Annotated in this window: 26 protein-coding genes and 1 riboswitch; of the genes, 13 read left to right on the top strand and 13 right to left on the bottom strand. The window is 73.2% G+C overall.

Features of this window, described 5'->3' with window-relative positions:
* Window positions 1-40: 40 nt before the first annotated feature.
* A complete protein-coding gene (locus AB0J71_RS00625) occupies window positions 41-253 on the top strand; it encodes an EF-hand domain-containing protein (RefSeq protein WP_364411756.1) in 213 nt (70 codons plus the stop codon).
* A gap of 73 nt (window positions 254-326) precedes the next feature.
* Here the strand turns inward: AB0J71_RS00625 and AB0J71_RS00620 are convergent, their stop codons facing one another.
* Complete coding sequence (locus tag AB0J71_RS00620; RefSeq protein ID WP_364411754.1) at window positions 327-1,478, bottom strand: winged helix DNA-binding domain-containing protein; 1,152 nt, start codon at window positions 1,476-1,478, stop codon at window positions 327-329.
* A 326-nt stretch (window positions 1,479-1,804) separates the two neighbouring features.
* Here AB0J71_RS00620 and AB0J71_RS00615 point away from each other — a divergent pair, with 326 nt between their 5' ends.
* From AB0J71_RS00615 to alc, 3 genes are read left to right on the top strand one after another with little or no spacing between them, the layout of a single operon-like run.
* Window positions 1,805-2,947 carry a glycerate kinase gene (locus AB0J71_RS00615; RefSeq protein ID WP_352326770.1) on the top strand — a complete coding sequence of 381 codons (1,143 nt, stop codon included), beginning with the start codon at window positions 1,805-1,807 and terminating at the stop codon, window positions 2,945-2,947.
* A complete protein-coding gene (gene allB / locus AB0J71_RS00610; RefSeq protein ID WP_364411750.1) occupies window positions 2,944-4,254 on the top strand; it encodes an allantoinase AllB in 1,311 nt (436 codons plus the stop codon). The genes AB0J71_RS00615 and allB overlap by 4 nt, the downstream gene beginning before the upstream one ends.
* The gene (gene alc, locus AB0J71_RS00605) at window positions 4,255-5,214 is read left to right on the top strand and encodes an allantoicase (protein WP_364411747.1); all 960 of its coding nucleotides are present in this window, start codon (window positions 4,255-4,257) and stop codon (window positions 5,212-5,214) included.
* Window positions 5,215-5,223: 9 nt separating this feature from the next.
* Here the strand turns inward: alc and pknB are convergent, their stop codons facing one another.
* From pknB to AB0J71_RS00585, 4 genes are all read right to left on the bottom strand, one after another.
* Window positions 5,224-7,152 (bottom strand): Stk1 family PASTA domain-containing Ser/Thr kinase, encoded by a 1,929-nt coding sequence (gene pknB / locus AB0J71_RS00600; RefSeq protein ID WP_352326767.1) that lies wholly within the window; start codon window positions 7,150-7,152, stop codon window positions 5,224-5,226.
* A 149-nt stretch (window positions 7,153-7,301) separates the two neighbouring features.
* Window positions 7,302-8,057, bottom strand: coding sequence for a thiazole synthase (locus AB0J71_RS00595; RefSeq protein ID WP_364390689.1), 756 nt, complete (start codon window positions 8,055-8,057; stop codon window positions 7,302-7,304).
* Entirely contained in the window at window positions 8,050-8,250 is a 201-nt protein-coding gene (gene thiS / locus AB0J71_RS00590) for a sulfur carrier protein ThiS (protein ID WP_352331034.1), read from the bottom strand. The genes AB0J71_RS00595 and thiS overlap by 8 nt, the downstream gene beginning before the upstream one ends.
* Window positions 8,247-9,686 (bottom strand): FAD-dependent oxidoreductase, encoded by a 1,440-nt coding sequence (locus AB0J71_RS00585; RefSeq protein WP_364411744.1) that lies wholly within the window; start codon window positions 9,684-9,686, stop codon window positions 8,247-8,249. The genes thiS and AB0J71_RS00585 overlap by 4 nt, the downstream gene beginning before the upstream one ends.
* Window positions 9,676-9,792, bottom strand: a riboswitch (TPP riboswitch). It overlaps the preceding gene by 11 nt.
* 52 nt (window positions 9,793-9,844) lie before the next feature.
* On the opposite strand from AB0J71_RS00585, the gene AB0J71_RS00580 reads away from it, so the two are divergent.
* The 3 genes from AB0J71_RS00580 to thiE are packed head-to-tail and all read left to right on the top strand — an operon-like array spanning window position 9,845 to window position 12,068.
* Window positions 9,845-11,014, top strand: a complete 1,170-nt coding sequence (locus tag AB0J71_RS00580; RefSeq protein WP_358294043.1) for an FAD-dependent oxidoreductase — start codon at window positions 9,845-9,847, stop codon at window positions 11,012-11,014.
* A 30-nt stretch (window positions 11,015-11,044) separates the two neighbouring features.
* Window positions 11,045-11,419: an Rv2175c family DNA-binding protein gene (locus tag AB0J71_RS00575; protein ID WP_352331275.1), complete on the top strand. Its 375-nt coding sequence runs from the start codon at window positions 11,045-11,047 to the stop codon at window positions 11,417-11,419.
* Entirely contained in the window at window positions 11,397-12,068 is a 672-nt protein-coding gene (gene thiE, locus AB0J71_RS00570; RefSeq protein WP_364411741.1) for a thiamine phosphate synthase, read from the top strand. The genes AB0J71_RS00575 and thiE overlap by 23 nt, the downstream gene beginning before the upstream one ends.
* 184 nt (window positions 12,069-12,252) lie before the next feature.
* Here the strand turns inward: thiE and AB0J71_RS00565 are convergent, their stop codons facing one another.
* Window positions 12,253-13,320: a polyprenyl synthetase family protein gene (locus AB0J71_RS00565; RefSeq protein ID WP_352328956.1), complete on the bottom strand. Its 1,068-nt coding sequence runs from the start codon at window positions 13,318-13,320 to the stop codon at window positions 12,253-12,255.
* Between the two features lie 85 nt (window positions 13,321-13,405).
* On the opposite strand from AB0J71_RS00565, the gene metF reads away from it, so the two are divergent.
* The gene (metF, locus tag AB0J71_RS00560; protein ID WP_352328954.1) at window positions 13,406-14,326 is read left to right on the top strand and encodes a methylenetetrahydrofolate reductase [NAD(P)H]; all 921 of its coding nucleotides are present in this window, start codon (window positions 13,406-13,408) and stop codon (window positions 14,324-14,326) included.
* A 199-nt stretch (window positions 14,327-14,525) separates the two neighbouring features.
* Here metF and AB0J71_RS00555 read toward each other — a convergent pair whose 3' ends face one another.
* Complete coding sequence (locus AB0J71_RS00555; protein ID WP_352328952.1) at window positions 14,526-15,089, bottom strand: GNAT family N-acetyltransferase; 564 nt, start codon at window positions 15,087-15,089, stop codon at window positions 14,526-14,528.
* 20 nt (window positions 15,090-15,109) lie between these two features.
* Entirely contained in the window at window positions 15,110-15,586 is a 477-nt protein-coding gene (locus AB0J71_RS00550) for a YbaK/EbsC family protein (protein ID WP_352328950.1), read from the bottom strand.
* A gap of 123 nt (window positions 15,587-15,709) precedes the next feature.
* Between AB0J71_RS00550 and AB0J71_RS00545 the strand changes: the two genes are divergently transcribed.
* A complete protein-coding gene (locus tag AB0J71_RS00545) occupies window positions 15,710-16,558 on the top strand; it encodes a L,D-transpeptidase family protein (RefSeq protein WP_364411738.1) in 849 nt (282 codons plus the stop codon).
* Between the two features lie 77 nt (window positions 16,559-16,635).
* A complete protein-coding gene (locus AB0J71_RS00540) occupies window positions 16,636-18,360 on the top strand; it encodes a hypothetical protein (RefSeq protein WP_364411735.1) in 1,725 nt (574 codons plus the stop codon).
* Here the strand turns inward: AB0J71_RS00540 and AB0J71_RS00535 are convergent.
* Together AB0J71_RS00535 and AB0J71_RS00530 are read right to left on the bottom strand one after the other, a co-directional pair.
* Window positions 18,349-18,846, bottom strand: a complete 498-nt coding sequence (locus tag AB0J71_RS00535; protein WP_352328944.1) for a hypothetical protein — start codon at window positions 18,844-18,846, stop codon at window positions 18,349-18,351. The genes AB0J71_RS00540 and AB0J71_RS00535 overlap by 12 nt on opposite strands.
* Window positions 18,847-19,015: 169 nt before the next feature.
* A complete protein-coding gene (locus tag AB0J71_RS00530; RefSeq protein ID WP_364411733.1) occupies window positions 19,016-19,672 on the bottom strand; it encodes a helix-turn-helix domain-containing protein in 657 nt (218 codons plus the stop codon).
* A gap of 91 nt (window positions 19,673-19,763) precedes the next feature.
* On the opposite strand from AB0J71_RS00530, the gene AB0J71_RS00525 reads away from it, so the two are divergent.
* From AB0J71_RS00525 to AB0J71_RS00515, 3 genes are all read left to right on the top strand, one after another.
* A complete protein-coding gene (locus AB0J71_RS00525; protein ID WP_364411730.1) occupies window positions 19,764-20,936 on the top strand; it encodes a cytochrome P450 in 1,173 nt (390 codons plus the stop codon).
* Window positions 20,937-20,942: 6 nt separating this feature from the next.
* Window positions 20,943-21,134, top strand: coding sequence for a ferredoxin (locus tag AB0J71_RS00520; RefSeq protein ID WP_352331403.1), 192 nt, complete (start codon window positions 20,943-20,945; stop codon window positions 21,132-21,134).
* 535 nt (window positions 21,135-21,669) lie between these two features.
* Window positions 21,670-22,056: an SAV_6107 family HEPN domain-containing protein gene (locus AB0J71_RS00515; protein WP_352322609.1), complete on the top strand. Its 387-nt coding sequence runs from the start codon at window positions 21,670-21,672 to the stop codon at window positions 22,054-22,056.
* 341 nt (window positions 22,057-22,397) lie between these two features.
* Here the strand turns inward: AB0J71_RS00515 and AB0J71_RS00510 are convergent, their stop codons facing one another.
* From AB0J71_RS00510 to AB0J71_RS00500, 3 genes are all read right to left on the bottom strand, one after another.
* Window positions 22,398-22,892, bottom strand: coding sequence for a transcriptional regulator (locus AB0J71_RS00510; RefSeq protein WP_026214021.1), 495 nt, complete (start codon window positions 22,890-22,892; stop codon window positions 22,398-22,400).
* 300 nt (window positions 22,893-23,192) lie between these two features.
* Window positions 23,193-24,059, bottom strand: a complete 867-nt coding sequence (locus AB0J71_RS00505) for a universal stress protein (RefSeq protein ID WP_364411727.1) — start codon at window positions 24,057-24,059, stop codon at window positions 23,193-23,195.
* A 1-nt stretch (window position 24,060) separates the two neighbouring features.
* Window positions 24,061-25,482: an amino acid permease gene (locus AB0J71_RS00500; RefSeq protein ID WP_352322607.1), complete on the bottom strand. Its 1,422-nt coding sequence runs from the start codon at window positions 25,480-25,482 to the stop codon at window positions 24,061-24,063.
* Window positions 25,483-25,485: the final 3 nt, after the last annotated feature.

Raw genomic sequence — 25,485 nt, 5'->3', positions numbered from 1 at the left:
AACGTCCGGAACGTGATATTCGGTACCGAAAGGCGGTCCCGTGTCGGCAGAACTCCCCGCTGAGCGGCTGGCGCAGCTCAAGAGCACCTTCGCCGAGATCGACACCGACGGTGACGGCTTCATCAGCGAGGCCGAGCTGAAGCGGCACTTCCCCGGCCTGCCCGCCGAGGCCCTCGGGGCGCTGAGCCAGGAGGCCGACAGCGACCAGGACGGGCGTTACTCGCTGGAGGAGTTCATCCGCGTGGTCTCCTGACGCCCTACTCCGCCGGCGCGCGTTCCAGGGGCGCGCTCCAGGGGCGCGTGCTCCAGGGGCGCGCGCTTACGCCCTACTCCGCCAGCGCCCGCTCCAAGGGGGTGCGGAAGCGCGGCGTGATCCGCACGCCGCCGAGCCAGGAAGCCAGGCCGGCGATCTCGGCCTCCACGGCCGCCACGGCCTCGGAGCCCAGGTCGGTGAGCGCCCGCCAGACGATCTCGCCGCCGGGCCGCTGCCCCCAGCCGCCGACGACCCGCCCGTCCCACCACACGGTCGGGCCGACGTTGCCGCTGCGGTCGAACAGCTCGGCCCGGTGCTCCTTCGGCAGGTACCAGTCGCGGCCCTGCCAGCCCATCGGCGTCGGGTCCAGGGCGGGCAGCAGCGCCGCCCACGGCTCGGGCTCGGGCGTCTCGTCCAGATCGCCGGGCAGGACGTAGCCCGCGCCCTCGTCCAGCTCGACCTCCACCGCGCCGACGGCCGCCAGCGCGGCCCGCACCTCGCGCAGCGTCCAGCCGGTCCACCACTTGACGTCGGCCTCCGTGCCGGGGCCGAACGCGGCCAGCCAGCGGCGCACCAGCTCCGCCTGGGCCTGCGGGACCGTGGACTCCTCCATGGGCGGGGCGACGGCCCACAGGTGCTGCGTGCTCGTCCACGAGCCGGACGGGCGGCCCTGGCGGACGAGCCGGCCCTCCATGCCCATCAGCGTGATCAGCCGCTGCCCGACGCTGTGCACCGCCTCGTACGGCTTGCCCACGGCCACCCGGAACTGCTCGCGCAGCCGCGGCTCCAGCAGGCCCAGCCGGGCCGCCGTCGCCGTGCCCTCCTCGGCCAGGACGCGCAGCACCGACGACTCCACGTCGGCCAGCCATGTCTCGTCCCAGCCGCCGGCCGCGGTGAGCTCCTTGACCAGCGCCCTGCGCACCTTCGTGGCGACCGCGAGCGTGGAGGAGTGGTGCACGACGGGCACCAGCGCGGCCGGGACCACGAACACCGTGCGGCGCATCCCGTGCATGCGCACCAGCGTGCGGTCCTCGTACAGGGCCCGCTCGACCGGCTCGATCCCGGGCGCGATGAGCCGGGCGCCCGCCGACAGGAACACGGTCGCCGGGTCGGTGGCGTGCAGCACCACCACGGAGGCCGTCGCCTCCTCCGGCGTCGCCGCCTTGGCCGCCAGGCTGTGGCGCACGCCCAGCCGGCGCCGCCTCTCCCGCTCAGATATGCGCATGAAACGCCTCCTTACGGGATGTGAGCCTAATTGGAGGATCACACACCTCAGAACCCGCCAAAGCCGCTCAGATTCGTGCTCGCGGCCCATGGGCGGCGGGCGCGGCCGCCTGTTTCACTGAGGGCACCTTCCTGGAGGGCACCTTTCACTGTGGGCACCTTCCTTGGGGGCGCCTTTCACTGAGGGCGCCTACCCTCGGCCGCCGCCGGCCGGGGGGCTGATGTGATGATGAGTCACGCCTTCCTGCCCGCTCGCACCGGGCAGGAAGGCGTGTCCAGCCATTGTTCAGCATCTTGTGGGAGTTCGTAGTGGTAAAGCAGGTTCTGGTGGCACCCGACAAGTTCAAGGGCTCCCTCACGGCCGCCGAGGTCGCGGCGCGGGTGTCGGCGGGGCTCGGGGTGCCCACGGTCGAGCTGCCGGTCGCCGACGGCGGCGACGGCACCGTCGAGGCGGCCGTGGCCTGCGGGTTCGACCGCGTCACCGTGGAGGTCACCGGGCCCACCGGCGAACGCGTGAGCGCGGCGTACGCCTGGCGGGCGGCCGGCGGCACGGCGACGGCTGTGATCGAGCTGGCCGAGGCGTCCGGGCTGCGGCGGCTGTCCGCCGGCCCCGCCCCCTTGACCGCCACCTCCTACGGCACCGGAGAGCTGATTGCCGACGCCCTGCGCAGGGGTGCCCGGCGGGTCGTCCTCGGGCTCGGCGGCAGCGCCTGCACCGACGGGGGAGCGGGCCTGGTCCGGGCGCTCGGCGCGCGCCTGCTCGACGACGACGGCGCCGAGCTGCCCGACGGCGGCGCCGCGCTGCGCGGGCTGGCCCGCATCGACCTGTCCGGGTTCGCCGACGTCTCCGGGGTGGAGTTCGTGGTGGCGAGCGACGTCGACAACCCGCTGCTCGGCCCGCACGGAGCCGCCGCCGTCTACGGGCCGCAGAAGGGCGCGACCCCCGAGGACGTCAAGGTGCTGGAGGCGGGCCTGTCCCGGCTGGCCGCCGTCGCCACCCAGACCCACGGCCTGGTCGGCGCCGTCGAGCACGACGACACCCCGCGCGCCATGGGCGTCGCCGGAGCCCCCGGGGCGGGCGCGGCGGGCGGCGTCGGGTTCGCGGCGCTGGCCTTCCTCCACGCCGAGCTGCGGCCCGGCATCGAATACCTGCTCGACCTGCTTGGCTTCGGCGCGCTCGTCCAGGACGCCCGACTGGTGATCACCGGCGAGGGCTCGCTCGACGAGCAGTCCCTGCGCGGCAAGGCGCCGATCGGCGTGGCCCAGGCGGCGGCCAGGGCGGGCGTGCCGGTGATCGCGGTCTGCGGCCGGCGCACCCTCGGCGACACCGAGCTCAAGGACGCCGGCATCGAGGCCGCCTACGCCCTGACCGACCTGGAGCCCGACCCGGCCCGCTGCATGGCCGAGGCCGGGCCGCTGCTGGAACGCCTGGCCGCCCGCGTGGCCGCCGAGCACTTGGAGGGCAGATGACCGTCCACGACCTCGTCGTCCGCTCCCGCAGGGTGGTCACGCCCGAGGGGGAGCGGGCCGCGGCCGTGGCCGTACGGGGCGAACGCGTCGAGGCCCTGTACGACTACGCCGAGCCCCTCGACGCCGCCGAGGACATCGACCTGCGCGACCTGCCCCTGCTCCCCGGTCTGGTGGACACGCACGTGCACGTCAACGAGCCGGGCCGCACCCACTGGGAGGGCTTCGCCTCGGCCACCAGGGCGGCCGCCGCGGGCGGCGTCACCACGATCGTGGACATGCCGCTCAACTCCCTGCCGCCGACCGTCAGCGTGGAGGCCCTGGAGGCCAAGCTGCGGGCCGCCCGCGGGCAGTGCCACGTGGACGTGGCGTTCTGGGGCGGCGCGGTCCCCGGCAACCTCAAGGAGCTGCGGCCGCTGCACGAGCGCGGCGTCCGGGGCTTCAAGTGCTTCATGTCCCCGTCGGGCGTCGAGGAGTTCCCGCCGCTCGCCACGGCCGAGCTGCGGGCGGTGCTGAGCGAGGTCGCCGGGTTCGGCGGGCTCGTCGTCGTGCACGCCGAGGACCCCGAGCTGCTGGCCGAGCCGGGCGGGCCGACGTACCGGGAGTTCCTGGAGTCGCGGCCGGGAGCCGCCGAGCGCAGCGCGGTCGCCAAGGTCGTCGCGCTGGCCGCCGAGACCGGCGCGCGCGTGCACGTCCTGCACGTCTCCAGCGCCGAATGCCTCGACGTGCTGGCGCGGGCACAGGCCGACGGGGTGGCGGTCACGGCCGAGACCTGCCCCCACTACCTGACGCTGGAGGCCGAGCAGGTGCCCGAGGGGCGCACGGCGTACAAGTGCTGCCCGCCCATCCGCTCGCGCGCCAACCGCGAGCTGCTGTGGGACGGCCTGGCCCGCGGCGTGCTGAGCAGCGTCGTCTCCGACCACTCGCCCTCGCCCGCCGACCTGAAGGTGCCCGACTTCGCCGCCGCCTGGGGCGGTGTCGCCTCCCTCCAGCTCGGCCTGTCCGCGGTCTGGACGGAGGCCGCCCGGCGCGGCCACACCCTCGCCGACGTCGTGCGCTGGATGTCGGCCGCGCCCGCCGAGACGGCCCGGCTCCCCGGCAAGGGCGCGATCCGCCCCGGCGGCGACGCCGACCTGGTCGCCTTCGACCCCGACGCCGACAACCCGGTGGACGCCGCCCGCCTGCACCACCGCAACCCCGTCACCCCCTACCACGGCCGCCTGCTCAAGGGCGCGGTGCTGACCACCTGGCTGCGCGGCCGTCCCGTGGACGGCGAGCCGCACGGCCGCCTCATCCTGGGGGAGCAGTAGATGCCCGGCTTCACCGCCCTGCCCGACCTGGCGCTGCGCACCCTCGGCGGCGCGGTCGTGGCGGCCAGCGACGAGTCCTTCGCCGAGAAGGAGAGCCTGATCAGGCCGGGCCGCCCCGGCTTCCGCGCCGAGACGTTCGGCAACAAGGGGCAGGTCTACGACGGCTGGGAGACCCGCCGCCGCCGCACGCCCGGCCACGACTGGGCGCTGGTGCGGCTGGGCCTGCCGGGCGCGATCCGCGGCGTGGTGATCGACACGGCCTGGTTCAAGGGCAACTACCCGCCGTACGCCTCGGTCGAGGCCGCCGCCGTGCCCGGCCATCCCTCGCCCGCCGAGGTGGCCGCCGCCGACTGGACGGAGATCGTCCCGAGGACCGCGCTCAGGGGCGACGCCGAGCACCACGTCGAGGTCACCGGCGACGACACCCGCTACACCCACGTCCGCCTGAACATCTACCCCGACGGCGGCATCGCCCGCCTGCGGGTGCACGGCGAGGTACGCCCCGACCTGTCCGTCTACGACGGGCTGAGCCTCGACCTGGCCGCCCTCCAGAACGGCGGCCTGGTCACCGCCTGCTCCGACGAGTTCTACTCCGCGCCGAACAACGTCATCGCCCCCGGCCTGGCCCGCCACCAGGCAGAGGGCTGGGAGACCGCGCGCCGCCGCGAGCCGGGCAACGACTGGCTGCTCATCCGCCTGGCCGCGCCGGGCCTGCTGCGTCTGGCCGAGATCGACACCACGAACCTGATCTTCAACGCCCCCGGCCACGTCGCGCTCACCGGGCTGTCCGGCGGTCTGTCCGGCGGGCGCGAGGTCACGCTGCTGCCGAAGACCCGGCTGCAGCCCGACGCGCCGCACCGCTTCCGGCTCGGCCACCCCGAACCGGTCACCCACGTACGGGTCGACATCTACCCCGACGGCGGGCTGGCCAGGGTGCGCCTGCACGGGCACCTGGCCTGACCCGGCGCGCTACTGCCAGAGGAAGACGGTCGCGCCGGGCGGCCGCTCACTGTTCGGTAACGGCCGCTGGTACTGCACGACGCCGCCATTGGCCAGCCGCTGGACCCGCACGCGGAAACCCAGCGACTCCAGCTCCGACTTGGCGTCCTTGACGTTCTTGCCGATGACCGCGGGCACCAGGCGGAACTCCTGGTCGTCGCGGGCCTCGTTGTCGCCCTTGAACCAGTCCCAGAAGTCGGTCTGGCAGCGCGCCACCGTGATCATCGCGGGGGTGCCCTTGTCGACCTCGGACTTGGCCTTCGGCGCCTGGGCGATGACCGTGCACGGCTCGGCGTCGTCGTCGACCTCGTTGACCTGCACCTGGAAGCCCTGGCCGCCGAGGTAGGCGGCGGCCTCGTCCTTCGGCATGCCGGTGACGTCGGGCATCACCATGCCGGCGCTCACGAAGATGCCGACCTTCGCGCCCTCCTTGACCTTCTCGCCGGCCTCGGGAGAGCTGCGGATCACCTTGTTCCGCTCGACCTCGCCGTTGGGCAGGCGCTTGACGCTGCCCACGGTGAGCCCGGCCTCGGCGATCTTGATGCGGGCCTCGTCGCTGGTCAGGCCCCTGACGCTGGGGACGATCACCCGCTTGGGGCCGAGCGAGGGCACCAGCGTGATCGTGCTGCCGCTCTCCAGCTCGGTCTTGCCCTCGGGGTCGGTACGCAGCACCAGCCCCTCGGGGGTGTCCTCGTCGTACTCGCCGGCGACCTTGTTGACCTTGAAGCCCTTGCCCGTGGCGGTGCGCTCGGCGACCACCATGTTCTGGCCGACCAGGTCGGGCACCTGCACGTACTTGGTCTGGGAGAAGTACCAGCCGGTCAGCGCCACCGCGACGACCATGACCGCGGCGAGCGCGACCAGGAACCAGTTGGGCCGGAACGAACGTCCGGACGGCGGCGGCGGCGACACCGGCGGCGTCACCTCGGCGCGCGGCTGGATCAGCGTGTGGGCGGGCGCGGCCAGCGGCATCGACGGGGCGCCCGCGCCGCTCGGCCGCGGCGGCATCGACTGGTTGAACACCGCCGTCATGGCCGGCGGGGTGCTCAGCCGGGGCAACATCCGGTGGGCGTCGACCGCCTCCACCAGCATCGCCGTGGCGTCGGCCGGGCGGTCGTGGGGCTCGCGGGCCGTGGCGTGCCCGACCAGCGTGTCGATCAGCGGCGGCACCTCGGGCACCAGCGACGACGGCGGCGGCACCGTGTCGTGCACGTGCCGGTAGGCCACCGACATCGGCGTCTCGCCGTCGTAGGGCTGCTGCCCGGTCACCAGCTCGAACAGCATGATGCCCGCGGCGTAGACGTCGCTGCGCACGTCGGCGCCGCCGGTGGTGACCTGCTCGGGCGACATGTAGCCGATCGTGCCGATCATCACGCCGGTACGGGTCTGGTTGGTCGCCTCGATCGCCCTGGCCAGCCCGAAGTCGACGACCTTGACCCGGCCGTCGTCGGTCATCAGCACGTTCTCGGGCTTCACGTCGCGGTGGACCATCCCGGCCTGGTGGGCCGCGCCCAGGGCGGCCAGCACCGGGATCATGATCTCCAGCGCCTCGCGGGCGGGCAGCCTGCCGCGCTCGCGCAGGATGTCGCGCAGCGTGCGGCCCGGTACGTACTCCATCGACAGGTAGACGACGTCGGTGTCGGTGCCCTGGTCGAAGACGTGCACCACGTTGGGGTGGGACAGGCTGGCCACCGACTTGGCCTCGCCGATGAACCTGCGGACGAAGGCCGGGTCCTCGGCGAGCGAGCGGTGCATGACCTTCAACGCGACAGTGCGATCCAGCCGGACGTCGAGCGCCAGGTAGACGGTCGCCATACCGCCCCGGGCGATCCGGCTCTCGATGCGGTAGCGCCCATCGAGGAGCCGCCCGACCAGGGGGTCCGCAGTCGTCTTATCCACCACCCCCCTGAGTTTACGGGCGTTTTGCCACCGGCAGGGCCCGCGCGCCCGAAACCGATGCGGAGACGTTCCCGCGGAAGCGGCCCCGACCGGCGGGAGGGCCGGCGCGAGCCGGCCCGCCGGGGGCCAGGGGTGTCTCCCGGGCGTCGCTAGGGGGTCGTCGGCGAGGACGCCTCGGCGTAGCGCCGGCGCGGGATCCGGCCCGCCTGCCGCGCCTGGCGTCCGGCCGCCACGGCCGCCCTCATCGCCGAGGCCATGAGCTCGGGCCGCTGTGCCCGGGTGACCGCCGTGGCCAGCAGCACCGCGTCGCAGCCCAGCTCCATGGCCAGGGCGGCGTCGCTGGCCGTGCCGATGCCGGCGTCGAGGATCACCGGCACCCCGGCGGCCTCCACGATCAGCTCGATGTTGTGCGGGTTCCTGATCCCGAGCCCCGAGCCGATCGGCGCGCCCAGCGGCATCACCGCCGCGCAGCCGGCCTGCTCCAGCCGCCGCGCCAGCGCCGGGTCGTCGCCGATGTACGGCAGCACCACGAACCCATCGGCCACCAGCCGCTCGGCCGCGTCGAAGGTCTCGATCGGGTCGGGCAGCAGCGTGCGCTCGTCGGAGATGACCTCGAGCTTGACCCAGTTCGTCCCCAGCGCCTCGCGGGCCAGCCGGGCCGTCAGCACGGCGTCGCCCGCGGTGAAGCAGCCCGCGGTGTTCGGCAGCACCTTGATGTCGCGGCGGCGCAGCACGTCGAGGACCGAGCCGCGGGCGCCGGGGTCGAGCCGCCGCATGGCCACCGTGGTCAGCTCGGTTCCCGAGGCGACCAGGGCCTGGTCGAGCACGTCCAGAGAGGGCGCGCCGCCGGTGCCCATGATGAGCCGGGAGGCGAACTTCTCCCCGGCGATGATCAGCTCATCCACCCTGCACCGCCGTCAGCACCTCGACGCGGTCGCGGTCGCCGAGCGCCGTCGTCTCCCACGAGCTCCGCGTGACCACCTCGTCGTTCACGGCCACGGCCACGCCGGTGGTGGCCGTGGTCAGCGTCCGTACGGCCTGGGCCACGGTGGTGCCGTCGGCCACCTCGTGCGCGGCGCCGTTGATCGTCACAATCATGAAATATCCCGAAATCTCGCGGGCGAGCACAGCGCGGCCAGCTCGCCCTCCTCACCCGTCAGAATCCCCGCGCCCGCCGAAAGCCCCGCGCCCGCCGAAAGCCCCGCGCCCGTCGAAAGCCCCGCCGGCTGGGCCGTCGTCGTCGCGGGCGGGGGCGTCGCGGGCGGTGTCAGCACCGCCGCCGTGACCAGGGCGGCCGTGAGGGGGGCCAGCAGCACCCCGCCCCGATGGTGGCCGGTCGCCAGCACCAGCCCCGGCGCCTCGCCCGCCCCGATGATCGGCAGGTTGTCGGGGGTGCCCGGACGCAGCCCGGCGACCACGTCGGCGACCTCCAGCTCGGTGACGCCCGGCACCAGCTCCCTGGCGTCGCGCAGCAGCTCGTAGAGCCCGCCCGCGGTCACCCGGGTGTCGAACCCCAGCTCCTCCTGGGTCGCCCCGAGCACCAGCTCGCCGTCGCCCCTGGGGACGAGGTAGACGGGCGTGCCGTGCACCGTCCCGCGTACGCACCGCCCGAGCAGCGGCTGCGCCGAGCGCAACCGCATGATCTGCCCCTTGACCGGCCGGACGGGCACGTCGGCCAGCTCCCCGCTCCACGCCCCGGCGGCCAGCACCACCCGCTCGGCCGCGATCTCCCGCACCGCCGGCTCAGGCTGACCGGGCACGGGCTCAAGCCGCACCCCCGTCACAGCGCCGCCGGTCCCGGAACTGCTCCAAGGGCTGGTCCCAGCGCCTGCCACGGCGTCGGGAACGGCGTCGCCGTCGCACAGCAGTCCGGTCACCCGCGCCCGCACCACGGGCACGCCCAGCCGGTCGAGCGCGCCCAGCAGCGCCGCCGTGACCCGGCGCGGATCGACCCAGGCGTCACCGGGGGCCAGCAGCCCCCCGCGCACCGAAGGGGCCAGCATGGGCTCCAGACGGCGGCACTCGCGCCCGGTCAGCCGCTCGACCCGCAGCCCCAGCTTGTCCATGAACGCCGCCAGGTCGTCGAGCGCCGCGAGGTCGTCGGCCCCGAAGGCGACGTCGAGCGTGCCGTCGGCGCGCAGGTCGAGCGCCCGGCCGCCAGCCCCCTCCGGCCCGATCATCCCGAACGCGCCCCCGAACGCCTCCCCGGCCCTCGCCCCGGCCCCGCCACCGGGACCGCCGCTCAGCCCCGTGCCGAGACCTGCCCCAGAACCCGCACCGAAGTCCGGGCCGAGACCAGCGTCGGCGGCCAGCTCGGCGGCGAAGGACGGCCACCGCCGGAGCGAGGCGGCCCCCAGCCGCAGCAGCGGCTCCTCGGTGTAGGCGACCTCGCTGACGGGCGCCAGCATCCCGGCCGCCGCGTAGGACGCCCCGCGCCCCGGGGCCGGGTCGACCACCGTGACGGGCAGCCCCTCGCGGGCCAGCCGCCAGGCGATCGACAACCCGACGACCCCGCCGCCCACGATCACATTCATCCGCGCTCCCTTCGCCGGCATGATCCGGATCAGGTGTCTTGCGGTCGAAGGCCCGCTCAAGCCTTCCTCTCAGCCCGGTGACGGCCGGACTCCCGCGCGTCTTGCGCCTCCAGCCTACGGCCTCGGCGCGACGTGCCGGCACCGCCCCCGTTATGGTCATGAACGTGAACCATGTCGTAGTGGTGGGAGCGGGCCTGGCCGGGCTGCGCAGCGCGGAGGCGCTGCGCGGGCGCGGCTTCACCGGACGGATCACGCTGATCGGCCAGGAGCGCCATCGGCCCTACGACCGTCCGCCGTTGTCCAAGGCCGTCCTGTCCGGCGCGGCCGACTCCAGCTTCCTGGAGGCCGACCTCGACGCGCTGGAGGTCGACTTCTGGCCGGGCGTCACCGCCAAGGCGCTGCGCGAGGGCGTCGTGGAGACGACCGAGGGCGAGCTCGGCTACGACGGCCTGGTGATCGCCACCGGCACCGAGCCGATCACCGTGCCCGGCGACGGCCCCCAGCACGTCCTGCGCACCCTCGACGACGCCCACGAGCTGCGCGCCGGCCTGGTGGCCGGGGCCCACGTGGCGATCATCGGCGCCGGCTGGATCGGCGCCGAGGTCGCCACCGCCGCGCGCAAGGCCGGCTGCTCGGTGACCGTGATCGAGGCCGGCCCCGCCCCGCTGGCCAACGCCGTGGGCCCGGAGATCGGCGCCCGCACCCGACACTGGTACGACGGCATCGACCTGCGCCTGAACACCATGGTCGACGAGGTGGACGAGGGCGGCGTGCGGCTGGTGGGCGGCGAGTTCGTCCAGGCGCACGTGGTCGTCACGGGCATCGGCGTGCGCCCGGCCGTCGAATGGCTGGCCGGCTCCGACATCGACCTGCACAACGGCGTCGTCACCGACGAGCACCTGCGCACGTCCATGCCGAACGTGGTCGCCGCCGGAGACTGCGCGGCCTGGTGGTCGCGCCGCTACGGCGTCCGCCTGCGCGTCGAGCACTGGGACACCGCGCTCGGCTCGCCCGAGGTCGCCGCCGCGACCCTGCTGGGGGAGGAGGCCGTCTACGACCCGGCGCCCTACTTCTGGTCCGAGCAGTTCGGCCACATGGTCCAGTACATCGGCCACCACCCCTCCGGCGACCGCCTGCTCTACCGGGGCGAGCCCGAGGGCAAGTGGTCGGCCGTCTGGCTGACCTCCGGCGACACCCTCGCCGCCGTGCTCGCCGTCGACCGGCCCCGGGACTACGTGCAGGGCCGTAGGATCATCGAAGGCGGGCACCGCCTCGACACAGAACGCCTGGTAGATCCAGAGGTCCCCCTACGGGATTGTGTTGTTTGAGCAAGGACGGCATGTGGTAGTTGTGGTTTCGTGACGCTTTCTGTTGCACAGATCGACCGGGAGACCGACCAGCTCGTCGACGAGTGGCTCACTCTCCCCGAAGTGGCCTCACGCCTCGAGCTCTCGATCGGGCGGGCCAAGCAACTCCTCAAGGACCACAAGCTGCTCGGCGTGCGCCGCGGCGGCGGCGGGCCACAGGTTCCCGCGGTGTTCCTCGACGGTAAGGACGTGATGAAGGGCCTGCCCGGCACACTGACCGTGTTGCAGGACGCCGGCTACGACGACGTCGAGTCGCTGCGCTGGCTCTTCACCCCAGACGAGTCCCTGCCGGGGTCGCCCATCGAGGCGATCAAGGCCGGCCGTCACACGGAGGTCAAGCGGCGTGCCCAGGCCCTCGGTTTCTGAGGCCCGCCTCTATCTCTGCACCGACGGCCGCCGCGACCGCGGCGACCTGGCAGAGTTCCTCGACTCGGTGCTGGCCGGCGGCGTGGACATCATCCAGCTGCGGGAGAAGGGCCTGGAGGCACGCGAAGAACTCGCGCTCCTGGAAGTCTTCCGCGACGCCTGCGACCGGCACGGCAAGCTGCTGGCCGTCAACGACCGGGCGGACATCGCCTTCGCCGCCCGGCCCGACGTGCTCCACCTGGGGCAGGACGACCTTCCCGTGACGGTCGCGCGAGAGATACTCGGCGACGACATCGTCATCGGCCGGTCCACCCACTCCGTCGCCGAGGCGTCCGCCGCGGCCGTGGAGGAGGGCGTCGACTACTTCTGCTGCGGCCCGATCTGGCCCACGCCGACCAAGCCGGGCCGCCACGCGCCCGGCCCGGCGCTGCTGCGGCACGCGGCCTCGCTCGGACCGGCCCCCGGGTCGGCCGCGCCGCGGCCGTGGTTCGGGATCGGCGGCATCGACCTCACCAACCTCGACGAGGTCATGTCGTACGGCGTGAGCCGCGTGGTGGTCGTACGCGCGATCACCGACGCGGAGGACCCGGGGGCGGCGGCGGCCGAGTTCGCCAAACGCCTGACCCCGCCGAGTTCGCCGAACGCCTGACCGCGCCGAGTTCGCCGAACGCCTGACCCCTGACACACGACCGGGCGCCCGTCCACGACGGGCGCCCGCCGCTCCGCGCCGAGCCCGCCTGCCGAAGCGGGCCGCCCAGACCGACGCCGCCCGCCGAAGCGGGTCGCCCAGGCCGGTGCCGCGCGGGCCGGCCGCCGGCACCAGGGGCCCGGGGTCAGGTCTTGCGGGACGTCGCGGCGATGGCCAGCTCGGTCAGCGCCGTGCGCGACTCGGCGGTGACCGGCGCCTCGTCGAGCGCGGCCAGCGCGTCGGCGAGATAGCCGGCGATCAGGTCCTCGCACTCCCGCAGCGCGCCGCTGTCGGTGATGATCTCGCGCAGGGCGCGCACCCCGTCCTCGTCGAGCGCGGGGTCGCCGAGCAGCCTGCGCACCGTCGCGGCCGCCTGCGGAGGCGCCCCGGCCAGGGTGCGGGCCACCAGCATCGTGCGCTTGCCCTCCCGCAGGTCGTCGCCGGCCGGCTTGCCGGTCTGGGCCGGGTCGCCGAACACGCCGAGGATGTCGTCCCTGAGCTGGAAGGCGATGCCGACGCGGCGGCCGTAGCCGGTGCACAGCTCGTCCATCCACGGCTCCAGCGCGCCGGCCGCGAGCACCAGGCCGAGCCTGAGCGGCTGCTCCACCGAGTACTTGCCGCTCTTGAACAGCGCCACCCGCAGGGCCGACTCGAAGGTGTTCTCGCCGTGGGCCTGCTCCAGCAGGTCGAGGTACTGGCCGCACATCAGCTCGGTGCGCATGTGGTCGTGGACGGGCTGGGCGGCGGCCAGCGACGCCGGCGGCAGGCCGCTGGTGCGCCACATCTCGCCCGACCACACCAGCAGCAGGTTGCCCAGCAGGATGGCGGCCCCCTCGCCGAACTGCTCGGCCGAGCCGTGCCAGCCCTCCTTCTCGTGCAGGGACTGGAAGCGGCGGTGGGCGGCCGGCATGCCCCTGCGCAGGTCGCTCTTGTCCATCACGTCGTCGTGCACGAGCGCGCTGGCCTGCAACAGCTCCAGCGACGCGGCGGCGGTGAAGATCTCGGGCACGTCGGTGCCGCCCGCGCCGCGCCAGCCCCAGTAGCAGAACGCGGGACGCAGGCGCTTGCCGCCGGCCAGCAGGTCGCCCGCGGCGGCGCGCAGCGGTTCGAGCTCGGCGTCGCCCGAGGCGGGCAGCTGCCGTTCGACGAACTCCCCGAGGGCGCGCTCCACCTGGGTGCGCAGGGCGTCCATGCTCGCGGCGTCAGTGGTCATGCCTTGAGACTAGTGGGCGCGGACTCGGGGTCGGGTCCCCGGTCTAGGGGCGGCCGATCCGGACACCGGCCTGTACGCTTGGGCCATGGCGCTTGGTCGACCCTCCATCCTGCCCGATCGTGTCCCCACCGTCCGTGAGCTGCTCGCCACCGGTGGCCGGTCGTTCTCCTTCGAGTTCTTCCCGCCGAAGACCGACGAGGGCGAGCGGCAGCTGTGGAAGGCGATCAGAGAGCTGGAGTCCCTGCGCCCCACGTTCGTCTCGGTCACCTACGGGGCCGGCGGCTCGACCCGCGACCGCACGGTCGACATCGTCGAGCGCCTGGCCCACGACACCACGCTCACCCCTGTGGCGCACTTCACGGCGGTCAACCACTCCGTGCGCGAGCTGCGCCACCTGGTCGGCCGCTTCGCCGACGCGGGGGTGCGCAACATCCTGGCCGTGCGCGGCGACCCGCCCGGCGACCCGACCGCCGAGTGGGTGCGGCATCCCGAGGGCGTGCTCTACGCCGAGGAGCTGGTGCGGCTCATCCGGCAGGCGGGCGAGTTCTGCGTCGGGGTGGCGGCGTTCCCGTACAAGCATCCGCGCTCGCCGTCGATCGAGTCCGACACCGAATACTTCGTGCGCAAGTGCCGGGCGGGGGCCGACTACGCGATCACCCAGATGTTCTTCCAGGCCGACGACTACCTGCGGCTGCGCGACCGGGTGGCGGCCCAGGGCTGCGACACGCCGATCATCCCGTGCATCATGCCGGTCACCCAGATGAGCACGATCGCGCGGTCGGAGCAGCTGTCAGGGGCGCCGTTCCCGGCCGAGGTGGCGGCCCGTTTCGAGGCGGTCGCCGACGACCCGGCCGCGGTGCGGGCGCTGGGCATCGAGCACGGCGCGGAGCTGTGCCAGCGGCTGCTCGACGAGGGCGCGCCCGGCATCCACTTCATCACGTTCAACCGGTCCAGCGCCTCGCGCGAGGTGTTCCAGCGCCTGACGCCGGTCGCCGCCACCGCCTGACCCCACCGCCTGACCCGCCGCCCCGTCCCCTTACGCGCGGTTGCCCGTCACCCGCCCGCAGGGGGACCGGGCGGGTGACGGGCAGGGGGTGGTATCCAATCGGTAACGTGTCCGTCACTTTCTGTCATGAAGATGCCCTCGGGCATGACCAGGCAAACCCTGCGAGTACGGGCTTTACCTGCGGTGATGTGCGACGCCCTCAGTCGAGGGGGAGCGGGCGGCCGACGATCGCGTACTCCTCGTGGCCGCCGGGGAAGACGAAGCGGGTCAGCAGGTCGGTGAAGCCCATGCTCGCGTAGAGGTGGCGGGCGGCCGTGGGGCGGTCGTGGGTGGACAACACGGCCGAGCGCTCGGCGCGGCCGGCGCACAGAGTACGGATCATGGCCCGGCCGATGCCCGCGCCCTGGTGGTCGGGGTGCACGTGGATCTCGGCCAGCTCGAACGCGTGGCCCATCCAGGCGCGCGCGGCCTCATCGCCCGCCTCGTCGGCCAGCGCCCGGCTCACCACGTCGTGCCACCACTGTCCGGTCGCGCCGCGGAAGCCGTATGCGAAGCCGACGGTCTGGGGGCGTGCCACGCCGGTCGGGTCGCGCAATTCTGCGAAATAGCACTGGAAATGGGGATATGTGCCGTGGTTGCGCATGATGGTCTTGCGACCGGCGATCTGCTCGGGGGGCGGGTTCATCGCCGCCGTGTAGATGTCGATCACCGTGTCCAGGCGTTCGGTGAACTCGGCCGGGCCCGCCCCGCGAAACTCGATCACTCGTCGCACATTACTCGACGTCACTCGACGTCGACGGGAGTGCCTCCGGTGATCGCCACCAACTCCTCGAACGTCGTCGGGAACACCGTCAGCGGGTGGCCGCCGGCCGCCCACACCACCTCGTGCTTGCTCAGCCAGTTGTCCACCAGGGTGCGGACCGGGGCCGGATGGCCGACCGGGGCCACCCCGCCGATCGGCTGACCGGTCGCGGCCCTGACGAACTCCGGCGTGGCCCGCCGCACCTCGGCGACGCCGGCCGTACGGGCGACGAGCTCGACGTCCACCCGGTGGGCGCCGCTGGTCAGGACCAGCAGCGGCGCGCCGTCGGCGTCGAAGATCAGGCTGTTGGCGATCGCCCCCACCTCGCAGCCGAGCTGGGCGGCAGCGGTCGCCGCGGTAGGGGCCTTCTCGGGCAGGACGACGATCTCTCCGGTGGCGCCCGCCGCGCGTAGGGCGGCCTCCACGACGACGGCGTTAGCCGGCAACTTCTCGGACATGAGGACACTCTAAACAGGTTGACCGGCTTATTACCTGTTCATGGCGGGTGGTGTAGGGTCCATCGATCCGGATAGTTCGTGATATGAGAGGTGGTACCGGTGGGGGCTCGACGGCTGCCCGGAATGGCTGCTCTGCTGACGGCTGGGGCCGTCGTACTCACGGGCTGCGGCGCGCAGGCGCACACCTCAGCCGCGACGACCGGCGTCACCGGCATCACCGGCGCGCCGAGCACGGCCGGCACCTCCGGCGCGGCGGGGGCCAAGGCGGGCCCGGAGACAGCACCTGCCGCAGCGCCCGTCACGGCGCCCGTCACGGCGCCCGTCACGGCGCCGCGCAAGACGCTGAAGCTGGGCGCGAAGGGCACGTCCGTCACCTGGTTGCAGCGGCGCCTGGCGGCTCTGGGCTACCTGCCCGGCAAGGCCGACGGCCGCTACGGCGGCGCCACCCTCGCCGCCGTCTGGGCCTTCCAGAAGGTCAACGGCATCACGCCGACCAGCACGATCGCCCGCAGGACGTGGGAGGCGCTGGAACGGCCGAGGACCCCCAAGGTGCTGGTGGGCAACGGCAAGCCGACCCGCGCCGAGGTCGACCTGACCAAGCAGGTCATGGTCCTGTACGTCGACAGCCAGGTGCGGCTCATCACCCACATCTCCTCCGGCAGCGGCGTCCCGTACTGCGAGACGACCACCTGGCAGGGCAAGGAGCAGCGCTTCTGCGGCTCGGCCCGCACGCCGACCGGCGACTTCCGCACGACGTGGCGGGCCAGCGGCTGGCACAAGTCGTACCTGGGGCAGCTCTACAACCCGATCTTCTTCAACGGCGGCATCGCCTTCCACGGCGCGCTGTCGGTGCCGCTCTCCCCGGCCTCGCACGGCTGCGTGCGCATGCCGATGAACGTCGCCGAGGTGCTGCCCGGCCTGCTCGGCAAGGGCGTGCCGGTGCATGTGAGAGGCGCGTTCAGGCGCGCATAACGTCCGCGTAACCGGATCCGGTGACGGCCGGGTTATCCGCTTCTTGCTGGACTTCCCCCGACTTGAGGGGGAATTCCATGACGACGACGTTCGCAGCTCGTGTTCCGGCTCCTGCCCCGTACGTGCGGCGCGGGGGCCGGTCGCGTTCGTGGTGGTTGCTGGCGATCGGGTGGGTGGCGCAGGTCGCGCTGCGGCTGTGGTTGTTCCGGCAGCACGCCGGGCCGGTGGCCAACCCGGACGAGACCGGATACCTGATCGCCGCCCGGTGGCTGGCCGGCGGGCCCGGGGCGGATCTGACCGGCTTCACCTTCTACCAGGGCGGCTACCCGCTGCTGCTGACGCCGGTGTTCTGGTTCACGCAGGACCCGGTGGCGGCCTACCGGCTGGTCGTCGTGGTGGGGTCGATGGTGGCGGCGGGGGCGTTCCCGCTGGCGTACCTGCTGCTGCGGCGGCTGGGGACGGGGCCGCGGGCGGCGATGGCGGCGGCGTTCGCGGGCGGGTTGTCGCCGTCGCTGCTGCTGTTCTCGGGGCTGGCGCTGGCCGACGCGGTCCTGCCCACCCTCGTCCTGGCCTGGCTGGTCGCGCTGCACGACCTCGTGGCCAGGGGGTCGGCCAGGGCGGGGGTGCTGGCGGGCGGGCTGGCGGGGTTCGCGACGGCGGTGCACCTGCGCGGGACCGTCGTCCTGGCGGTGACCCTCCTGGCGATGGCGGGGATGCTCGTCGCCGGCCGCCGGGACGCGGCGGGCAGGTTCTTCGCGCGCCGCAGGGGCGCGGCGGCCGGGCTGGTGGCCGCCGTGGTGACGGCGGGAGCCGCGACGGCGCTCAACCGGGTGTTGTCCGCGGCGCTGTACCCGGGCGGGGCGCGTGACCTGTCCGGCCTCCTGACCGAGCGGGTGAGCGGGCTCGACGGGCAGGCTTGGGCGCTGGCGGGGGCGGCCGGGCAGCTCTGGTACCTGATCGCCGGGACCTGGGGGCTGGCCGGGGTCGGGCTCGCGAGCGCCGTCGCCGTCGTGGCCAGGCGGTCGGCGCCGGGGCCGCGGCGCGTGCTGGCGGCCGTCCTGCTGGCCACGACCCTGGGCATCGCCTACGCCTCCTCGGCTGCGCTCCCCGACGAGCACCGGATCGGCAACTACGCGTATGGCCGCTACCTGGCCTGCGTGGCGCTCGCCTGGACCCTGGCCGGGCTGCTCGTGCTGGCCAGGGCCGGCCGCGGGGCCGTCGTGCGGCACGCGCTCGCGGCGGCCGGGCTGCTCGCGGCGACCGGCGGCGTGGTGGTCTGGTACGCGGGGGACCGGCTCCAGCGGTACGCGTTCATCGCCTTCGACTTCCCCGAGGTGATCTTCCTCAGCCGGGTGCGGGACTCCTTCGACCTGGTCACCGCCTCCCTCGCGGCGCTCGCCCTGCTGGCGGGGCTGGCGGGCGCGGCCCTGCTGACGGCCCGCCGCGGGTGGCCGGGGGTGCTGGCCGTGCTGGCGGCGGTCAACCTGGTCTTCGCCGCCGACCTGGCGCCGAAGTCCGCGCCCGCCGCAGGGCCCGACTGGCTGCCCGTGCTCACGGGCCCGGGACGGGTGGCCGTGGACCGGCGGGTGATGTGGAACATCCGGGCCGTCCTGGCCTACCGCGTCTCCTGGACCGAGGCCGAGCTCTACGACGGTAGGCCGCCGGCCGGCGCCTGCACCGCCGTCGTCCCGCCCGGCTCGGGGCCGGCGCCCGCGGGGTGGGCCGCGACCGGCGCGGGCGGCGCCCGCCAGGGCTGGACCACCTGGGTCAGCGACCGCTGCGCCGGCGGGTCAGCGCGGTGACGCCGTCCGGGCCGCAGTGTACGCACGGACCATGCCGACGGCCTGGGCCAGGGCCGCCACCAGCAGGAGCACGGCCGAGAAGTACTGGTACGGCGGGAGCGCGTCGGCGAAGGCCTGATGGTCGTAGAAACCGGCCAGCCCCGGCACGGGGTTGTAGACGGCCGCCGCGAGCCCGAGCGCGTACGGCAGGATGAGCACGCCCGACGACACCAGCAGGGCACCGCGACCCCGGGCCGCGCGGCGCAGCAGCAGGCCCACCACGGCGATCCCCGCGGCCGCGACGCCCGCCACCAGCGCGATGCCCCTGACGATCCACCACAGGTCCGAGCCCAGCGACGTCAGGCCGCCGGAGGTCATCGGGTCTGCCGGGTCGGGGCCCCGCGTCCCCGACGCCGTGCGCAGGGCCGCGTAGTTGACGGCCGCGTACGCCGCCGCCAGGACCGGCCCCGACAGCAGCAGGATGAGAGTGCCCGTCCGTCCCCGCACCGATCCCCCTCACCCGACCGTTCCCGTACGACCGGCCCGTCCGCTGTCCGCCGCCCGCGCGATTCCCGTACGACCGGCCCGTCCGCTGCCCGCCGCCCGCGCCGGTTCACGAGAGGCCGGTCCGGCGGCTGTCCGCCACCGGCGCCGACAGCCTGTCAGACGCGCGCCGTCACGCGCCACCCGCGGCGACCCCGGCAGAGCGGTCGGCGGGGGCGGGGCGGCGGGGGAGGCCGTGGAGGCCGTGCAGGGCGATGTCGGCGGCCCGGCGGGCGGCGTCGCGGGCCTGCTCCACCGGGAGGCCGTCGTTGAGGGTGGCCATCACGGCCAGCTTCACCGCGCCGATCAGCGACCCCACGGCCGCCGCCGCCTCGACCCGGCCGAGCCGGCCGGGGTAGGCCGCCGACAGCGCCTCCGCCAGCCGGAGCTGGCTGTCGAACAGCAGGTGCAGGGCCCGCGCCTGGAGGGCCGGCTCGCGCATGATGAGCTCCAGGCGCAGCGCCGTCTGCTCCGACCAGGTGTCCTGGCCGTCGTCCGTGGTCGAGAACGCGTCCTCGATGAAGGCGCGCAGCAGGTCGGCGGGCGCCTGGCCGGGGGCGGGCGCGGACAGGAACGCCAGCGCGCGCTCGATCTGGTGCTCGGAGTCGTAGAAGAGCACGTCCTCCTTGCTGGCGAAGTAGCTGAAGAAGGTGCGGGTGGAGACCTCGGCGGCGGCGGCGATCTCCGCCAGCGTGGTCTCCTCGTAGCCCTTCTCGCCGAACAGCCGGAGCGCTCCCTCGATCAGCGCCCGGCGCGTGCGCTGCTTCTTGCGCTCCCGCAGTCCTACCATGACGGAACTCTACACCGATACACGAATTTCATGCATTGAAGTTTTGCATCGGTTGAGGTTTTCTAGGGAGTGAGCTCGGAAAGGAGCCAGCATGTCCGACCTGACCTTTCCCGTGACCCGCCGGCGGCCGTTCGATCCGCCCGAGGAAGCCACGGCCCTGCGACAACAGGGCGTCATGCACCGCCTCACCTTCGCCGACGGCCACCTCGGCTGGCTGGTCACCGGCTACTCGGCCGCCCGCGCGATCCTGGCCGACCCCCGCTTCAGCAACCGTCCGGAGCGGCTGCATCCCATCGTGCCCACCCGGGCGCAGCTCGTGCAGGAACTGCCGCCCGGGTTCTTCCTGCGGATGGACGCGCCCGAGCACACGCGCTACCGCAAGCTGCTCATGGGGCAGTTCACCGTGCGGCGGATGAAGGCGCTCGAACCCAGGATCGAGGAGATCACCCACTCCTGCCTCGACGCCATGCAGGCCGCCGGGCCGCCCGCCGACCTGGTGCAGTCCTTCGCGCTGCCGATCCCGTCGCTGGTGATCTGCGAGCTGCTCGGGGTGCCGTACGAGGACCGCGCGGTGTTCCAGGAGGAGACCAAGATCCTGGTCAACCTGGAGACCAAGGCCGACGACGCCCTGGCCGCGTTCACCAGGATCGGGGCGTACCTGTCGGAGCTGATCGGTCGCAAGCGAGCCGAACCGGCCGACGACCTGCTCAGCGGGCTCGTCGAGGAGCTCAACCACGAGGAGCTGACCGGGGTCGCGTTCCTGCTCCTGCTGGCCGGGCACGAGACGACCGCCAACATGCTGGGGCTGGGCACGTACGCGCTGCTCACCAACCCCGGCCAGCTCGCCGCCATGCGCGACGACCCCTCGGTGGTGGACAACGGCGTGGAGGAGCTGCTGCGCTACCTCACGATCATCCACCTCGGCCCGGTGCGCAGCGCCCTGGAGGACGTCGAGATCGAGGGCCACCTGGTCAGGGCGGGCGAGTCGGTCGCCTTCCACCTGCCCACCGTGAACCGCGACCCCTCCCGCTTCCAGGACGCCGACCGCCTCGACGTCCGCCGGCCGGTCGGCGGGCATCTGACGTTCGGCCACGGCATCCACCAGTGCCTCGGGCAGCAGCTCGCCCGGGCCGAGATGCGCATCGCGTACCCGGCGCTGCTGCGGCGCCTGCCTGGCCTACGCTTGGCCGTAACGCCTGAGGAGGTGCCGATGCGCTCGGACATGAGCGTCTATGGAGTGCACCGCCTCCCTGTCACTTGGTAGGTCACGATGAAGATCACAGCGGATACGACGGTGTGCATCGGGGCGGGCATGTGCGCCCTGACGGTGCCGGAGGTGTTCGACCAGAGTGAGGACGAGGGCACGGTGGTGCTGCTGCGCGAGGTGCCCGAGGACGGGCAGGAGGAGGCCGTGCGGCGCGCGGTGTCCCTGTGCCCGTCGGGGGCCATCTCCGTCTCCTGAGCCGCCGTCCCGTCCGATCCGGCCGTCCCGCCGCCGCCACCGCCCCCGGTGGCGGCGGCTTCGTGCGCTCCGGGCGCCCTCGCGGGTGGCGATCCTCATGCCCGAACGGAGGGACGTCACGGGACGGATCGATCGTTTCGCCCCATGGTCATCGAACCTGTGTTCGTGGAACAGGTTGACACCGAGCGTGATCGAAATTATGTTCGACCTAGTGGCGGTGAGGCTCGCGGCTCAACGTCACCCAAGGGCCTGGCCGCGGCCGTTCGCTTCCTCAAGCGATTTCCGCGGCCAGGCTCCACGGGCGAAGGGCGCGTCCTCGTCGTCGGCGGAGACGAGTGGGCGTGTCCTGGCCGGACGGGGAGAGGGGAAGCTCCTCGTCCGGCCGGCCCGGCGGAAATGTCGGTGGCGTCTGAGAGTGTTGGCCTCACCGGCGGAGACGCCGGCCGCCGCCCACGACTCCAAGGAGGCGCGCAAGATGGCACCACGGCCTAGAGAAACGCCCGGGCCCCGGCTGTCGCCTGCGGTTCGGGCACACTTGACCGATTCACGTTCCTGCCTGGCGGAGGCGACCGCCGCCCGCACCCCGGCATCCCGATACGTGGCCGCCCACCTGGCGGCTCTTCGTGCGGCCGCGGCGATCCTGGCCGCCCGTCCCCGTCCCATGGAAGGTCGCCGGCGGCGGCTGCGCAGCGCGTGGGAGCTGCTGCCCGAGGCCGAGCCGCACCTGGCCGAGTGGGCCGCCTACTTCTCCGTGAGCGCCGCCAAGCGCGCGGCCGCGGAGGCGGGCGTGGTCCGCGGCATCAGCGCGGCCGACGCCAGTGAGATCCTGGCCGAGGCCGAGACGTTCGTCTCGACGGTGGAAGACCTGCTCGGCGTTCCCGCCCAGCCCCAGCTTCCGGTGGACGTGCCGCTGGCGGGCTGACCCCGCCGCCCGGCTCTCCAGGCGACGCCGCCGCGCGGAAGAGCGCGGGTGGCGGGGTCCAACAAAGCCGATGAACGTGAGCAAGGCGGCTGTTGCTGACACGCGTGCCCGAAGGAGGCCGGTCAGCCTCGGTGGTCCCCGCTGTCCTCCTGATAAGCCGGAGGGTCTTCTCTCGTCCACGCCCGGCCTCTCGGGGCGCGTGAGGGCCTCACGAATCGGTTTTTGTGGATTCGGGGCCCTTTGTCGCGTTCGCCGAATAATTGAAAGTTCATTTTCGGGGCGGTACGACGGAGGGCCCGCCAGGGGAATTGGCGGGCCCTTCGGGGGTGAAGCGGTGGGTGCTAGAAGGACTCGACGGCCCGGCGCGCCTCGGCGTCGAGCACGCCCCAGCTGATGAGCTCCTCGGTCAACTCGCTCGGCGACTTGTCATAGATCACAGCCAACGAACGCAGGTCCTCCTGGCGGATCGACAGGACCTTGCCGTTGTAGTCGCCACGCTGGCTCTGAATGGTGGCGGCGTAACGGGCAAGCGCTCCGGCCTTCTCCTTCGGCAGTGTCGCCAGGCGCTCCAGGTCGATCACAAGCTTGGGAGTGGGCCCGAGCGGGCTCGGCGCGGCGCCTCCGGGCAGCAGCTCGGAGACGGGCACCCCGTAGAAGTCGGCAAGCTCGGCAAGTTTCTGCACCGTGACAGCTCGGTCGCCACGCTCGTAAGAGCCCACGACCACGGCTTTCCACCTGCCGCGCGACTTCTCTTCGACTCCATGCAGGGACAGCCCCTGCTGGGTGCGGATGGCGCGAAGTCGTGCACCCAGCGACTTTGCGTACTCAGACGGCATCGTGTGGCCCCCCGGCTCTCGTATGTATCGCTCTTAGTAGATTGTGCTCCCTTGCGGCATATGCCCCAGCCACCGGGGGGTACGGTGCCAGGCTCGGCACCATCGGTAGCCGTGGCCCTGGGTTTACCCCAGAACGCCGCGCGGTGTGGTTACGCACAGTGACGGTAAAGGGGTGGGAGCCTAAGGTCAAGCTGATTGGAAAAAAGATGCCGAATCCGGTCCGGGAGGGAACGCAACAAACGCCCCTCTTGTACCGGTGGCAACACTACTTCGTCATAGTTTGACGAGTGAAATCGAGCGTCAGGTCTCGCGGGTCAGAATCATGACCGGGCAGGTCGCGGCCTGGACGATCTTGATGGACGTGTCGCCCAGGAAGACCCGGCGCAGCGGCCCGGCGTCGCTGGAGGCGCACACGAGCAGCTCGCCCGGCAGCCACGTGGTCGTCCCGAGCGCCTGGGCCACGTTCCGGCCCTCCAGGAGCTCCACCTCGACCTGAAGCCGGCGCCGCTGCCCCCGCGCCGCCGCGCGCAGGTCCGCGGCGGCCTGGTCGCGCAGCCGTACGAGCATGTCCTCCTCGACCTGGACGCGGCGGCCGGTCCTGACCACCAAGGTGACCAGCCGCAGCGGGATGTCCAGGGTGACCGCGGCCTTGGCCGCGCCCCGGACGGCGGCGTCGGCGCCGGGCCCGCGGCGGTAGGCGACGGTGATGCGCTCGAACGCGGCCGGCGGGTCGTCGCCGTAGCCGCGCGGGGCCAGCAGCACGGGCACCGGCGAGGAGTGCAGGAGCTGGTCGGCGGTGCTGCCGACGGTGATGCGGGACCGGGTGCCGCCCGGCGCCGAGCCGATGACCACGACGTCGGCGCCGCGCCTGCGGGCCACCTCCACCAGGCCGCGCCCGCTGCCCTTGTTGGTGTGGCGCACGTACTCGGCCTGGTCGCCGGCCAGCTCGCGGGCCTGCGCGAGGGCGGTCTCGGCCTGCTCGCGCAGGTAGGAGCGCCAGGCGCCCTCGTCGGCGCGGGCGGGGCCCGGCGTGGTCGTCACGGGCGGCTGGACGGTCGCGACCGTCAGGCTGCCCCCGGTCTGCCGGGTCAGCACGACGGCCAGCGCGAGCCCGTCCGCGCCGCGCGGCTCGGCGATGTACCCGGCCAGCACCTTGTCGAACTTCATGTCACCGCACCTCGGCATTCAGCCGTGAATGCCCGTAGCCGTACAGGAAATAGCAGATCAGGCCGACCAGCATCCACAGGCCGAAGGCGGCCCACGTGACGCCGGCCAGCCCGGCCATCACGATGACGCAGAAGATCGCGCCGAGCGCCGGGGTGAGGGGGAAGAGCGGCGTACGGAAGCTGCGCGGCAGCTCCGGGCTGCGGTAGCGCAGGACCAGCACGCCGAGGTTGACGATGAGGAAGGCGAACAGCGTGCCGATGCTGGTGGCCTCGGCGAGCTGGCCGAGCGGCACCAGCCCGGCCAGGACCGAGATGAACAGGGCCACGATCAGCGTGTTGGCGACCGGCACCTGGTGGCGCGGGTTCACCCGCTGGAAGATGCGGGGGATGAGCCCGTCGCGGGACATCGCGAACAGGATGCGGGTCTGGCCGTAGATGACCGTGAGCACGACGCTGGCGATGGCGATCACCGCGCCGAAGGAGACGATCACGCCCGGCCAGGTGGCGCCGGTGGCCTGGTCGACGATCTGCGACAGGCTCGCCTCGGTGCTCTCCGGGTCGAACTCGGTCCACGGCTTGGCCCCGATGGCGGCCACGGCGACCAGGACGTACACGGCGGTGACGATGAGCAGGGACAGCAGGATGGCCAGGGGCAGGTCGCGCTTGGGGTTCCTGGCCTCCTCGCCCGCGGTGGAGGCGGCGTCGAAGCCGATGTAGGAGAAGAACACCTGCGAGGCGGCCGCCGTGATCCCGGCCACCCCGAGCGGCGCGAACGGGGTGAAGTTCCCCGACTGGAACGCCGTGAACGCCACCACGCAGAAGAACACCAGCACCGCGATCTTGATCAGCACGAACACCGCGTTGGCCGTGGCCGACTCCGAGGCCCCGTAGAGCAGCAGCCAGGTGGCCAGGAGCACGATGAGGATCGCGGTGACGTTGACCACGCCGCCGTCCTGGCCGGGGGAGCGGGTGATCGCCTCGGGCAGCGTCCAGCCGAACAGGCTGCGCAGGAAGGCGTTGAGGTACTCGCCCCAGCCCACGGCCACGGCCGCGACGGACACGGCGTACTCCAGCATGAGGCACCAGCCGCACACCCACGCCACCAGCTCGCCCAGCGTCGCGTACGCGTAGGAGTAGGACGACCCGGACACCGGGATCGTCCCGGCCAGCTCGGCGTACGACAGGGCCGAGAACAGCGCCGTGACCGCCGCCAGCACGAATGCCAGCACCACCGCCGGACCCGCCTTGGGCACCGCCTGGCCCAGGATGACGAAGATGCCGGTGCCCAGCGTGGCGCCCACGCTGAACAGGGTGAGCTGCCACAACGTCATCGTGCGCCGCAGCTCGCCGCCTTCGCCCTGCCCGCCCTCGGCCACGATGCGCTCGGTCGGCTTGGTGCGCAGCAGCCGTGCGGCCAGTGTCACGTC

The sequence above is a fragment of the Nonomuraea sp. NPDC049637 genome (assembly GCF_040675235.1).
In the GTDB taxonomy this organism is placed as follows: domain Bacteria; phylum Actinomycetota; class Actinomycetes; order Streptosporangiales; family Streptosporangiaceae; genus Nonomuraea.
This window is presented reverse-complemented; position numbering and strand designations above follow the sequence as displayed.